Here is a 13,595-nt window from a genome sequence, read left to right as displayed (position 1 = left end):
CCATTATGGAACCTATTATTCGTGGGCGATCACATATCAGGCACGCTTGAATCATAGGCGGTACTACTTCTCAATTAGGACAGCCGATCTCGAAACCATTGACAGATAGAGATGCGGACGTGGGACTCATTTAAGAGTCCGAGGTGAGTGGTGCTGCCTGGTACCCGCTCGCCGTCAGCTAGCCCATGCGCTCGGCGTCTACGAGGCAAGAGTTGAGGTTGCGCGCGATCACCGCGCCGCTCCGTGACAAGGCGACCGACAGCTCCACCATCAGCCACTCTGGGAAACGCCGGGAGCCGAGTCCGCTCGCCTGCAGTAATTGCGTGAGCGCGGCCTTCTGGTCGGCCTTGAGTATGGCCGCGCATCCGGGATGGTCGAGTACGTCTCGGGCGGCGTAGCCGTCGTCGGTCGCCACCGCGCGGATGATGAGCGTGGTGGCAACGGCACGGCCGTCGGCGGTGTCGACTCCCCCAGCGGCGTCGACCACCGATAGACCGAGCCGGGTCCGGAACACCACCAGGCCGGGGGCCGTGTGGTCGAGGCGTCGGTAGCAGGTGAGCATCTCCGCTGCCGTACGGTCGTCGCCGGGCCGGCAGAGGGCGGCCAGGCAGGCGGTGACAGCGGCTTCCCAGGGCTCCCCCGCCGGGGTGCCGTCGAGCAGCGCCTGGGTGGTGGCGGTGTCGCCCGCCAAGGCGTGGGCGATGACGGCGACCTGTCGGCCGTCGAGCATCCGGTGGCCGACGCCGTTGCGAGCGCGGAGGTGGGCGAGGGCCTCGTTCCAGCGGCCTGCCCCGGTGAGGGCGCGGGTGCCGTCAGCGAGGTGAACCGTCCAAAGCCACTGGAGGACGTCCCGGTGATCCGCCACGGTCTGGGTGAGGATGGAGAAGGGGACGTGGAGCTCGTCGACGGTGGTGTCCGTGCGCGCTTGCGCAGCCTCGTACAAGCCGTCCAGGAGAGCGAAGGCGTGGGCGCCGTCGCCGGCGCGGATGTGCAGCCGGGCGAGGTTCACGAGGGGTTCGACGGCGTGCCGGGCCGCCCGCCCGGTGAGGGGGCAGGCGGTCAGGTACAGGGTGGCGTGCTGGTGACACCAGGTGCGGGCCAGGTCGGGCAGGCCGAGATCGCTGGCCAGGAGGGCGGCCTGGTTGAACACTGTCGACGCCGTCGACGTGTCGCTGTCGCGTTCGGCGGTGCGGGCCAGCTCGCACAGGTTGCCCACCCGGGCGTCGAGCGGGGCGCAGGCCGGGCGGGGCCGGGCGACGAGGGGGAACCGCGCGAATGCCTGGGTGGGCTCCATCAACTGTTACTCCCAGGTGACGAGGATCGGGTGGGTGGGCCGGGACAGGACGAACCGCCCGGTGCCGGGGTCAGCGGAGGGCGGGGTGTCGGGCAGCTCGAACCGCACGGCGCGGTCGCGGTAGTCCTGGTTCCACGTGCGGATCTCGTTCGCGACGTGCTCGGCGAGTTCGGCGCCACTGGGGCCGTGGCCGACGACGCCGACCTCATACAGGGGCACGTCGGCGCTGTCACGTTCGGCGGTACAGCGGGAGATGAGGTAAGCAAGGCTGTTGCCGCTGGTGGTCGCCATGGAGCCCCAGGGGAACATCGGGGTCACGGTGCCACGGGTAGTGGCCTCCGAGCCGACGTGCATCCGCATGAGCGGGTTGTCCAGGCGGAGGCACAGCCACAGGTCCAGCAGCTCGTACGAGACCGTGGCCGGGATCGTAACCTCGGTCCAGGTCTCGACGCGGTTGGTGTCGAGCACGCCGGCGAGCTCGGTGGGGTCGGCGGCCTGGTCCTTGTGGACCTGCAAGGTGACGTCCCGCTCGGCGGTGATGGCGACGGTGCGGCGGGCGTCGTCGCCGATGCCGCGCAGCGGCATGAACGTGGCGAGCTGGTGGTCGACGCTGTGCCAGCCGTTCTCGTCTCGTTCGAACACGATTGCACGGGAGGCGACGCCGCGTAGACGTAGCGGGACCACGAGTCGGCCTTCAGGAGTGAGCTGGTCCAGCCACGCGGCCGGGACCTCCCACGCGCCCACTGTGGCGATGAACCGGTCGAACGGGGCGTTCTCGGGGTGGCCGAGCGCGCCGTCGGCGAGGACGACGGTGACGTTCCCGATGCCCGCGGCGGCCAGGTGGTCGCGGGCGCCGGTCACGAGGTCGTCGTCCACGTCGATCGTTGTCACGTGCCCCTGGGGGCCGACGATCGTGGCTATGAGGGCGGCGTTGTAGCCGGTGCCCGCCCCGGCTTCGAGTATTCGCTGACCCGGCTCAGCGTTGAGTTGTTCGAGCATCATGCCGACGATCGTCGGCTGAGACGCGGCGCTGAGTGACACACCCGCGCCGTCGTGCTTGGTGTAGATCGGGTCGTCGCCGTACGCGGCGTCGAGGGAGGCGCTCGGGACGAACAGGTGCCTCGGCACGGTGCGGAACGCGGCCTCGACGGAGGGGGTGCGTACCGTGCCGGCGGCTACAAGGCGGTCGGTCAGGGCGTCGCGGAGTTCTTCCGGGGTGACGTCCGGCTGATCATCGATGAGTGTCATAGGTGGGACCTTAGCCTTTGGGAATAGGTTCTGAGCTGGGAAAATGCGGTCTGCTGCGGGGGTGAACACGGTGTGGACGGCCAGGGCAGCGATAGCCGACTGGTCCGTTACCGGGAGGCCCGCGCGGTTGGCGTGAAAGATCACATGGTGGGCGAGGATCGCGCGGAGGCCCCGCTGGAGCCGCCCTTGGTGAGCGAGGCTGGCCAGGGATTGCCCGGCTTCCTCGAACGCGTCCAGCCACCCGGTAGGGAGGGCGGGCAGGGAACGGGCATCGGCTGTCAGCAGGCGGTGCATTACCGCCTGCAGGCCGATTTCCCGCTCCGGTGGCCAAGCGGGTTTGGCCGGGTCGATGGGGCGGTGCTCAGCAACCTGTGCCCACACGTCCCCCGCCTCGTACCAGTCGAGTCCGGCGGCGCGCATCAGCGCGGCGCACAGCAGGATGCTGGTCTCCCGCTGGCGGGCGGCCGGGCCGGGCTCGGCGGCGCGGGACAGCACATGGCAGCTGTCACGGTGGAACAGCTCGTGCGCGACGTCCATGCTCTGCGGGCCGCCGAACGCGAGCGTCTCGGGTTCGTAGATGCCGGGCTCCCAGCCGGTGATGCGGCCGTCAGCGGCGAGCGTGTCCAGCAGGTTCGCCACCACTTGCGGGCCACCCCGGTACCGCAGTCGCCACACGCCGTTCTTCCGGATGTACCACCAGGCGTGCAGGTGGCCATCGCCCTGGGCGGCGGCGAGGGGAGGAAGCAGGTCGGCGGCCGCCACCTGGAACTCCGAAGTGGGGTCGGAGAAGTGGATGTTGCACTGAAGCCATGGCATGCGGGTCTCCGTCCTTTCAGCTGATGAGCAGGCAGGTGTCCCACCCGGTGACGGGCCCGGACGGGGACGCCGTGGCGGCGAATGTCAGAGCGATCCCGGCGGTGCCTTCGAGAAACTCGGGGCCCGCCAGAGTGAGGAGCTGGCCGGCGGTGTCCTTCGCGTCGGTGCCGGGCGGGTGCATGACCTCCAGCAGGCGTAGTGCGGCCGCGCGGAGCTGTACGCCCGGGTCGGGTGCGGCGTCGGCCGCCGCGCGAAGAGCAAGGTGAGCGAATCCGGCCCGGCCGTGGCACAGCGAGTCGTCGGTGGCCGCCAGCAGGTGCATGGGGTCGGTGACGGCGCGCAGGAGGGCGTTTTCGGCGTGGCGGCGGCGGGTGCTGTCCCCTGTGGCGAGCGCGGCGAGCTGTTGAGCGCGGGCCAGGCCGACGGTTCCATAGCACCAGGACGGGCGGCGGACCGGCGTTGCCATGAGCTGCCCGGCGTGCAGCTGGGGGCGAGTGACCCAGTACGGCCAGCCGTTGTGGGTGCGCCATTGGTCCAGCCAGGTGAGGATGCGGGCGATGGCGTCGTGGTGGCCGGTCACGGTGACACCGTGAAGAGCGGCGAGCGCAAGCAGGGCCAGGGGGCCTCCCACACCATGCGCCATTCCGTGGTTGGCGTGGCCGCCCGGGAGGGCGGGGTCGGAGCGGCCGGACGGACCGACCTGCGCCCACCAGCCAGGCAGCGTTTCCCCGTCCACGGTGATGGGCTCGGTGAGACGCACCAAGTACTCCAGGACGGCGGTCAGGGCCGCGCCGCCGGGGTCGCGGCGCAGCAGGTAGGCGCCGATCCCGGACAGGCCGCGGATCACGTCGAACTCCGACAAGGTCGGCAGGGTGTCGGCGTCGATGCGGGCGTGTCCCGCGCGGGCGCGGGACAGCGCGTCGGCGGTGATCTGCCGGTTCAGGGCGTCCAGCGCCCGCCGGTACGCGCCGGGCTGGTGGTCGGCGGCGCACGCCACCACGTGTGCGACGGCGGGTGCGCCGTAGTACAGGTGGCTGTCGGGGCCGCCGGTGACGGTCGCCCAGGTTGCCGCGCACAGCCAGGCGTGGACGCGGTCCCAGGGTGCGGCGCCGTGAGCGGCGAGCTCGACATGCAGCAGGGCGACACCGGGTGCGCCGTGGGCGAGCGACTGCGGCCACCACGACTCGCCGGCCCGCAGGCCAGAGTCCTCGGGGCGGGCGAGGCGGTCGGCCACGTGCACGGCTACCTCCAGCGGGTCCGTTGTCATGGGTGGCCGCCCTTTGTGATGCGAACGGTCCAGGCCAGGGCCGCGGAGCGAGCCAGGTACATGCACTCGGCCTCGTCGGCCGGGTCGATGCGGCAGACACGGATGTAGTTGACGTGTAGGAGGCTGACCAGCACGTTGTCGGGGTCCACTCCCTGCGTATGGGGGCCGGGCAGGTGGGTGCGGTAGTCGGCCACTGCGATGGCGCGGTCGGCCCACGCGGCGGCGATCGCGTCCCCGCCGGGTGCGCCGCGCAGGCCCGCCCAGTTGTCGCCGGGGTTCGCGATCCGTACCGCCTCGGTGAATACCGGGCGGGACACCTTCCCGGGCGCGGCCGGAGCGACGTGCTCGATCAGCCACCGCATGCCCGCCTCCGTGGAGCCCGTCCACGCGGCGGCGATCGCTACCGCATGGGCGGCTGCAAGCGCCTGCCGGTCGGGGCGGGCGGGCTGGCGAAGCTGCGCCAGCACGGCGCGGGAGTCGGCCGTGAAAACGTGTTCGGCGGCGGTCATAGCGGGGCCGTCACCCCACCGGCCGATCTCCGGGTAGGAGGTGCAGTACCGCAACTCCCGCAGCAGGCCGATGCGGTGCAGGTCGTCCGCCCAGTCGCTGACCGTGCCGGCCACTGCCCCGAACGCCTCCCGCGCCGGGAGCGTGATGCGGAGCCGCAGGTGCGGGCCGGGGTCGCGGTAGCGGACGAACCACCATGATGGGTTCCCGAGTCGGCGTAGCAGGGTGGGCAGGTACTCGGCCAGGATCACGTCCTGCCGTTGCACGGCGCCGTACAGGCTGGCCATCAGCACCGTCGACGCGGCCGGGGCGTCGCCGTGACCGCGTGGCAGGGTGCGGGCGCGGGACGGCGTAGGCATGCGCGGCCATTCCGGGGTGCCGGTGGCGGCTAGGGGAATGATGACCTCGTGTGCGCGTCCGCCGCACCAGGCGGTGTCTTCTGGGGTGGGAGCCTCCGCGAGGATGGCGTCTCGGTCGCGGTTCAGGTGGGTGCGGAGCAGCACCCGGTGCCCGGAGTGATCGAGGTCCAGGGGGAGCCGCTGGTCGCCGTGCACCAGGTGGACCAGGCGCGGCACCCGGAGGCGCTGCCGTAACCCGGCCCACGCGTCATCCCACGTCGACCACTCCTCCCGTGGGGCAGGCAGGTCGGCCGCGTCCAGACGCCACCGGGCCGGGGACAAGATGATGCGGCCGTACCGGATCCGAGGTAAGTACGGCAGATGAGCAGCAGCTCCCCACGAAAACGTCGTGACTTGCGCGTACGGGGCGCGGGACAGTTCGGACAGCAGGCGGGCGAGTGGCGGAGTGGGCGTTCCCAGCGCTAACGCGTGCATGGCCGTGGCGTGGACGCGGATCCCGGGAGCAGGGGCGGTCAGCACCAGGCGGCGGCCGTCGCAGGCCACAGCCAGGTCGTCGGGGGTAAGGACATTCCAGCCGGGCGCGCGGTGTTCGGCGAGGCTGATGACGGTGGGAAGGACCTGTGCAGAGCGGGCGACATGCGCCGTGGCGGGGTCCAGCGGCGGGAACGACACCTGGACGCACACGGTGCCTGGGCCGCCTGAGGGCATATCGGCCAGCGCGGCCGTCAGCCTCGCCGAGTCACCAGAGTCGAGCACCGGCAAGAACCGCCCGATCAGGGTCCCTGCGCTGCGGGACACCGTGACCACCTCTACACGGACCCGGCCCTCGCGGAACGCCTCCACGCTCGTTGCGTACACGCGGACGCCCAGCTCCAGATGTGGCGGAACCCGTGGTACTTGGGGGCCAAGTTCCAGGGCAGCGATCATGGCGTCGGTCACTGTGATCTCGCCGGCGCCGTCGAGTGCGGCCCGCTGAGCCAAGGCCAGAAGCATCTGGTCGCGGTGAGACATCGGGGAGCGCGGCTCCTCCGTGCCGGTACCGGGATAGCCCTCGGGCCAGCCGATGCCGCTGTCGGCCACTACATCGGCCAAGGGCACGGAGGAGCCGATGCCGAAGTGGTCGAAGAACCGCTCGTGGTAGGCCCGCCAGGCGGGTGTGCCGTACGGGTAGGCGCTCAACCTGCTTAGGACCAGCGCGGCTCGCTCCACTTCGGCGACCACCTCCCGGGGAAGGACCAGGTCAGCGTCAAGTCGCAAGTCCACCGCCACCGGGTGCCGGCGGGAGGGGGCGATGGCCCGCATCTGGGCGGCTGCTTCTTCTCGCAGCATGAGGGACTGCGCCAGCGGTGCCTGGTTGTGGGCGTGCAGCAGATCATGAATCTCACGTAGACCGCCCACCAGGGCGGCTGCCGCAGGAATGGTCTGTGCGTCGGCTGTGTCCAGCTCCTGCAGGAGGTAGTCCAGCGCATCCGGCACGGTCGACGGGGCGTGCAGGCTCGTCACCAACGCCCGTCGGGCGACGAGCTCATTCAGCATCCCGGTCACGGTCGCCGGGTTCGTGGTCGGAAAGTCTGGAGCGATCTTCGCTACGAGGTCTTCAAGTCGGATCGGCGCCCGGGCGGCGTCCAAGGCGACGGCGACCGCCGTGGTGTACCGCAGCGACACTTCCACCGCCCCGCCGCCCCGATCGGGGTTCGGCTGGTAAGGCACGATGAGCCGGTCCCCACGCACCAGCACCGCGCTGTTCGTGACCACCGGCAGCCGTAGCAGCAACTCATGGCATATCTCCAGCTGATGAATGACGGCGGCCAGCCAGTCAGCCCCGGCGCGGGCGATCGCCTGGTGCCTGCTGCCCCATCTCAGCCCCGCTGTTTCCCCGGCTGCTGCCATCGCGGCCGGGGCGACCCCGGCGATCAGACCGAGCGGCGTGGCCCGGCCGGTCATCCTCAGCAGGTAGCGGGCCACCGACAGCACGCACCTGCGTGCCTTATCCGGTGATGGGTTCGACGCCGCGAGCAGAGCACGAACCTGCTCGGCGAGCGAAGGGGCGGCATGGTCGAGCGCGTCGGCGACCACCGGCAGCGACCACACCTGATCCAACCAGTCGCACCACTCGCGCAGCCGCTCGGGAGCGCGGCCGGTCAGGTCCGGCCACGGGGGCAGGCCGAGGTCAGTGTGAGCGGCAGCCCGGACGAGCGCGACACCGCTGGCCCGGAAGCAGGGGGTATCGGGCACACGCACCTCCGAAAGAAGGGAGCCGGCGCCCCGCGGGAGAGACGCCGGCCGGATCGACTCGTGCGGGTCAGCGGGAACCGGTCGTGCACGCCTTGGGGCAGGTGGTGCCGCAGCCATCGTCGGTGACAGAGATCAGGCTGCCGGCGTCGGCGGCCTCGACCACGCTGACGTCGAGGTCGAACGGGCCGCGCCGTGCGGCCGCCCCCAGGGCGGGGGAGCCGGAGGGGTGGCCCTGAACCGGGCCGAGGTTGCTGGACATCCGTATCCTCCTCGAAGGATTCACTCCCCGGGCCGCGCCGGTCCGGGGTCGTGCTCGTGGCCAGGCTCCCGAAATAGGAGCCAGCCACCGCCGTCCCGTCGGTTACGCCGCGGACGGAGCCATCGCGGGGCGGCCAGCGCCCCGCGAATGAACTCGCCGTCGTGGACTCCGCTGGTGCGAACATCAGGGACGGGCCGTCGCTGTCGTGGCTGTCCCGCGTGCTCACGTTGCCGTCGTCCAGCAGCCCTCCGCCTCACCCTTCCTGGCGACGAAGTTCCCGCACGACGAGTTCGATGCCATGAAATTCCCAGCGACCAGCAACGCGGAATGGCCAGGACAGGGCCGATGGGAACTGGCTGGGGGCCACTATCCGGTCTCGGCGAGCGTCATGATGCCGCCTGCTTGGGTTACGGCTCGGCCGAGCCGTCGGTAAGGGCCCGAAAGATGTCATCCACGGCGGGCTGGCCTCCTTCAAAGCCGGCAAGGAGATCGAATAATGCGGCAGCATCAGTCGCCAGCTCTGGAGGAAGGCCAGCCTCTCGGAGTTCCTGCGCGGCATCCCGCAGCTCATCACCCCAGCGCCAACTTCGGCCGGCCACGCTGGAGAAGCGTTCAGGATCGGAGGCGGGGTGGGGCCAACGTCGCGCCTCTGCAGCCAACTGGGCTGACAGTCCATGTCGGTCGGCCAGCGCGTGCCCAAGGAGTGCCAACGCCCGACTGGCCTTCTGAACGACACTCTGGGCCAGTTTCAGCGCCGACGCCTTCCCCAACTCGGCGCCCAGCTTGGTGACGTGCAGCGCAGCAGTACTCATGAAGAGCTCGGTGGCGATATCAACGCATGGCGGCGGACCGGAGAGGTACAGCCGGGTCGGTTGAGTGACCGACTGTGTCGGGGGTGGTCCCATGATGCTGGCGTCGACGACTTGCCCACCTGCCGCACGTACGCGCTCGGCGATTGCATGGCAAAGCGCGGGCCGGATCGCGTTGGCTTCGATCAGCAGCCCGCGGAATCCAGCCGCCAGCAGCTGGTCGGCCACCTCCTGGGCGGCGCTCGGTGCAACCACCGACAATGCGATGTCCGCTTCTGCGGCTAGCTGTGGCATCGAGATCGATATGAGTCCCGCTCTCTCCGCTCGCCGCCGGGTTTCCTCCGATCGCCCTTCCAGGCCACACAGCACGCGATGGCCAGCACCTTTGAGCACGCGGGCCATCCCGGCCCCCATCGCCCCTGGGTGGAGGACGGCGATCGTACGGGGAGCGGTCACTCGTCGAGCGGCAGCGCCGCGATGTCGCTGGGCAGCGACGGCGGGGCGATAGCGCCGATGTCCGCGATACGCGCGAGCACTTGCCCCGCCAGGGCGCTGCGCCCACCGCATTCCGATTCAACCAGCTTCCCGAAACCGTTCATGCGACGCACAACGCTCTCGACATACCGCGTCTGAAGCGTTTCCACTACCGCGCCGACCTGCTGCTCGGCTCCCTCGGGGTGGCCGCTCCCCCACCGAGCGGAGGCTAGATCAAGACGTGCATGGCACAACTCGCCTGGACGTGGCGATACGGCGTTCGTCTCGGTGTAGAGATGAACTGACTCCATTGCGGACGCTTCGGCGTCAGGTAGCCGTTGCGGGTTGCCGGTCAGGAGGTAGGTGTTGGCCCGCCAGTAGAGCTCTTTAGCACGCGGGAAATCAGCCATCCCGCCAGGGCCATCGAGTGGGTTGCCGGTCTCGGTGACTCGGTCGCGGGCTCGCTCAACACGAGCCAACGCGCGGCCAGACTCTTGGTCGCGTCCCTGCAAGGCCAGTGCTCGGGCGTAAATCGCCTCGATCCGTACCGTTGCGGTGCCTGCTTCCGCTGGCCGCTCGAGCGCCGACTCTGCATATGCGATCGCCTCGTCAGGACGATCGTCCCAGAACGCAACCAGCGCCTGCAGACCTCGAACCCAGACCTGCACCCCGTTGTGATCGCACAGGTCACCAAGATGTAGCGCGGCACGGGTCTGAGTGAAGGCAGGAGCGACGGCCCCCAAGTCAAAGCTGGCATTCGCCAGAATGGCACACGACCAGGCCGTAACCAGGTAGAGATCCCTGGCATAGGAAGGGCGACGGGACTGCTGGGCCAAAGCGAAGGATCGGTCTCGTAGCGCGCGTGCCGCTAAAAGCGACTCAAGGGGTGAACGTGAAGGGTAGAGAGTGGCGAGCTGTCGTAGCTCGTTGGTGATCTCTTCTACGGTAAATGATCCAAAAGGGGTGGTATCCATTTGCTCACCCAGTCGGGCCGATTCCCTCGCTGACAGGATCACCATATCCCCCACATCTGGGGACAAAACACGCACAGGCGACTTGGCCATATGGCGTTCTTGCCTGGAGGCTGCCGCGGCGGCTGTCATCATCTGCACGGGAACCTCAAATAGGTCGGCGAGGTAGCTCCGCCAGTAGGGGCCCGGGATCCGGTGTCGCCGCTCCCAGCGCGATATCTGATCTTGCGTGGCAGCAGAGTTGCCCGACCTGTCGCATAACAGACTCGCGAGTTTGACCTGGCTCCAGCCCCGTTCCTCGCGTAGACGAGCGACCAGGCGCCCGATTGGTTCTACCTCCGAACCGCTCGCCCGACCAGGCGACTGACGGTCCCTCGGGTACGGAAGTTCGCCTCTACGCATCAGCACGTCCAAAGGGAGGGGCCGTTGGCCGAATTCCGTGATCCCGGCGAAGGATATCGTTGGGAGGTCGGCCGCGCAGGGAGTACCACGCTCCGCGTGTATTCACCCTGTAGGCCACCCCGGCGTGTGCATGCCGGGCGTGCCTGAAATCGGGCGACCAGTAGGAACACCACGGCCTTAGGGCCGCCGCCCTTTGACGAGCAAGGACACCCCCGACTGATGGCAGTGACGCAGCAGGAGATCGAGAACCGGTTGTGGGATGCCGCCGACGAGCTGCGCGTGGCGATGCCCGAAGCGCAATACTCCTCCGTCATCTTCCCGCTGATGTTCTGGAAGTACCTATCGGACACCTGGGAGCACCAGCACGAGGAGTTCCTGGCCGACAACGAGGGCCTGGACGGCCTGTCCGCCGAGGAAGCGCACGAGATCGAGTACCGCGACTATCAGTCGTTCGAGATCCCGTTCCTCTACCCCGGTACCGTCCAGCAGCGTCGAGCCTCCTGGTCATCCATCCTCGCTACCATCACCCAGCCGGGCCTCGGCAAGCGCGTCCGCGCTTCCCTACAAGCCATCGAGACGGCCAACCCCGACAAGTTCTCCCGCCTGTTCGGGTCCATGACCTGGACCGCCGAAGAGGTGCTGCCGGGAGAGGTGCTGGCGGCGGTCATGCAGGCGATGGACCGCACCCCGAAGATGCACGAGGGCAACATGTCCCACGACGTGCTCGGTGGGGCGTACGAGTACCTACTGAAGCGGTTCTCCGACGGGTCCGGTACCCGAGCCGGCCAGTTCTTCACCCCGCGCGAGGTCGTCGAGCTGATCGTCGAGGTCCTAGAACCCAAAGGCTTCGAGTCGGTGTACGACCCGACATGCGGGTCAGGCGGCATGCTCATCGCCTCCGCGAACCTCCTGAAGGCCCGCGGCGGGCGTGGCTACACGCTCAGCCTGTATGGGCAGGAGGCGGTGCCGGACATGGCTGGTGTGGCCCGTATGAACCTCTTCATGCACAACCTCACTCAGTTCCAGGTCGAGGTCGGTGACACCCTGAAAGACCCGCGCTTCAAGAAGCCGGACGGGTCCATCGCGCAGTTCGATGTGATCGTCGCCAACCCGCCCTACAGCCAAAAGTGGAAGCCCTGGACCAATGACCCGCGCGCCATCGGAGGGGTGGCGCCGAGGTCGTCGGCGGACTGGGCGTTCGTGCAGCACATGATCGCCAGCATGGGCCCGAAGAAGGGCCGTGCTGGCGTCGTTCTACCCCATGGCGTCCTCTTTCGCGGCGGCCAAGAGGCAGCCATCCGAAAGCGCGTCCTGGAAGATGACCTGCTCGAAGCTGTGATCGGCTTGCCAGCGAACCTCTTTTATTCGACCACGATCCCGACCTGCATCCTTGTGTTTCGCGCCCCCGGCACCAAGGCCGCCGAACGCAAGGACGGGGTGCTGTTTATCGACGCCTCCAAGCGGTTCGCTAAGGCCAAGAATCGCAACATCTTCACCGACGCCGACATCGCCGACGTCGTGACCGCCTACCGCTCGAGCTTCGACGCCAGCAACCCGGTGGGCCCTGACGGAGAAGGTGGGCTCTCGGCGCGATTCGTGCCCACCACGGAGATCGTGGCGAATGGGTACGACCTCAACATCGGACGGTACATCAAACAGGCCGCCGTCGAGCAGGAAGACCTCGACACCCTCATCGCCGCCTACAACATCGCCCGCGCCGAGCGCCAGAGGACCGAACAGCGCATGCTCGCCGTCCTCGCCGCCGCAGGGATCGAGGGCTTCGATGACTGACGGCTATCCGCTTCGTCCGCTCGGAGAGGTGATACGCCTCGACATCCAGCGCACACCGATGATGCCTGCAACCACCTACCGTCTGGCCGGGGTCCTGAACGCAGGACAGGGGCTTGTCGCTAAAGGCGAACTCGACGGCGGAGACACAGAGTACGCGTCAATGAACGTGCTGCGCGTCGACCAGGTCGTGATGCGAAAGCTGACCGCGTGGGAAGGCCCGATCACCGTAGTACCTGCCGAGTTCGACGGATTCGTCGTCAGCAGCGAGTTCCCGACATTCACGCTTGGCCCAGAACTGGTGCCCGACTGGATGAGGCACGTCTGCCGCTCACCGCGACTGTGGGCAGAAATGAAGAACCGGGTGAGCGGGACAGTTCAACGGCGTAAGCGCCTCAACCCCGAGCATCTCTTGCAGATTAAACTGCCGATCCCACCCCGCGAGGTACAAGCGGGGATCGTCGAGATACTCGACGCGGTCGACGATCAGATCACCGCACTCGAGGCTGAGGTCGAGGCTGTCGTCAAAGTCCGTACGGGCCTGGTCGGAAGGTCTGCCGATACCGGTCAGGTGCCCCTCGGAAGCCTGGGGGTTGTGTCGCAGGGGAAGGGGCTTCCGAAGGAGTTCCAGGGCAAGCGAACGGGCGAAGTTTCTTGGTACAAGATTGCTGACATGACCGGCCCGGGGAACGAGTTCGGCTACACCGTTGCTGATACGCGGCTTACGCCCTCGGAAGTGGCTGAGATTGGCGGCGTTGTGGTAGAGGCTGGCGCGGTGACATTTCCGAGGGTGGGGGCGGCAGTTCTCACCGAGAAGAAGCGGATCGTGGACACCCCCGGAGCGCTGGATGAGAACCACCTCGTGATCACGCCCGGGAAAGGGACGAACTCGGAGTACCTGCTGGCGGTCATGGAAAGCTTCGCGCTCTCGAGCCTGGTCCGCCCGGGCGCCGTCCCCTCGTTGAATATGGGCCTGATCCGTTCGACGAAGGTGCCTTGGAGCTGGAGGGAAAACCAGTCCCTCGGGACTGCGCTAGGCGCGCTCCGAGCCGAATCTCGTGTGCTGGCGGCTGAGGCCGCCCGTCTCCGTGAAGTCCGGGCGGCGCTGCTGGCGGGGATGCTGGATCGCAGCATCGACATCGAGTCCGCCGAGTTGGAGGGCTGAG

General features: G+C 68.5%; 9 protein-coding genes. 2 read left to right on the top strand and 7 right to left on the bottom strand.

Annotated elements, in window-relative coordinates; all coding sequences use genetic code 11:
* Positions 1-178: 178 nt before the first annotated feature.
* From FED44_RS20000 to FED44_RS19970, 7 genes are all read right to left on the bottom strand, one after another.
* The gene (locus FED44_RS20000) at positions 179-1,294 is read right to left on the bottom strand and encodes a hypothetical protein (protein ID WP_138461639.1); all 1,116 of its coding nucleotides are present in this window, start codon (positions 1,292-1,294) and stop codon (positions 179-181) included.
* 6 nt (positions 1,295-1,300) lie between these two features.
* Positions 1,301-3,358, bottom strand: coding sequence for a methyltransferase, FxLD system (fxlM, locus tag FED44_RS19995; RefSeq protein WP_138461638.1), 2,058 nt, complete (start codon positions 3,356-3,358; stop codon positions 1,301-1,303).
* 16 nt (positions 3,359-3,374) lie between these two features.
* On the bottom strand, positions 3,375-4,625 hold the full coding sequence (locus FED44_RS19990) for a lanthionine synthetase C family protein (RefSeq protein WP_138461637.1): 1,251 nt from the start codon (positions 4,623-4,625) through the stop codon (positions 3,375-3,377).
* Positions 4,622-7,726 (bottom strand): lantibiotic dehydratase, encoded by a 3,105-nt coding sequence (locus FED44_RS19985; protein WP_208759078.1) that lies wholly within the window; start codon positions 7,724-7,726, stop codon positions 4,622-4,624. The genes FED44_RS19990 and FED44_RS19985 overlap by 4 nt, the downstream gene beginning before the upstream one ends.
* Positions 7,727-7,793: 67 nt before the next feature.
* A complete protein-coding gene (locus FED44_RS19980; RefSeq protein ID WP_111699036.1) occupies positions 7,794-7,985 on the bottom strand; it encodes an FxLD family lanthipeptide in 192 nt (63 codons plus the stop codon).
* 407 nt (positions 7,986-8,392) lie between these two features.
* On the bottom strand, positions 8,393-9,361 hold the full coding sequence (locus FED44_RS19975; RefSeq protein ID WP_138461635.1) for an NAD(P)-dependent oxidoreductase: 969 nt from the start codon (positions 9,359-9,361) through the stop codon (positions 8,393-8,395).
* A complete protein-coding gene (locus FED44_RS19970) occupies positions 9,247-10,287 on the bottom strand; it encodes a hypothetical protein (RefSeq protein ID WP_244302094.1) in 1,041 nt (346 codons plus the stop codon). Before FED44_RS19970 ends, FED44_RS19975 begins: the two co-directional genes overlap by 115 nt.
* A 573-nt stretch (positions 10,288-10,860) precedes the next feature.
* On the opposite strand from FED44_RS19970, the gene FED44_RS19965 reads away from it, so the two are divergent.
* Both FED44_RS19965 and FED44_RS19960 read left to right on the top strand, forming a co-directional pair.
* Entirely contained in the window at positions 10,861-12,432 is a 1,572-nt protein-coding gene (locus tag FED44_RS19965; RefSeq protein ID WP_111699030.1) for a type I restriction-modification system subunit M, read from the top strand.
* Positions 12,425-13,594, top strand: a complete 1,170-nt coding sequence (locus FED44_RS19960; RefSeq protein ID WP_208759077.1) for a restriction endonuclease subunit S — start codon at positions 12,425-12,427, stop codon at positions 13,592-13,594. The genes FED44_RS19965 and FED44_RS19960 overlap by 8 nt, the downstream gene beginning before the upstream one ends.
* Position 13,595 lies beyond the last annotated feature (1 nt).

Origin of the sequence: Microbispora triticiradicis (assembly GCF_005864065.1) — a bacterium.
Classification (GTDB): domain Bacteria; phylum Actinomycetota; class Actinomycetes; order Streptosporangiales; family Streptosporangiaceae; genus Microbispora; species Microbispora triticiradicis.
Note: the sequence above shows the minus strand (reverse complement) of the source record. Positions and strands in the feature narration are given on the sequence as shown.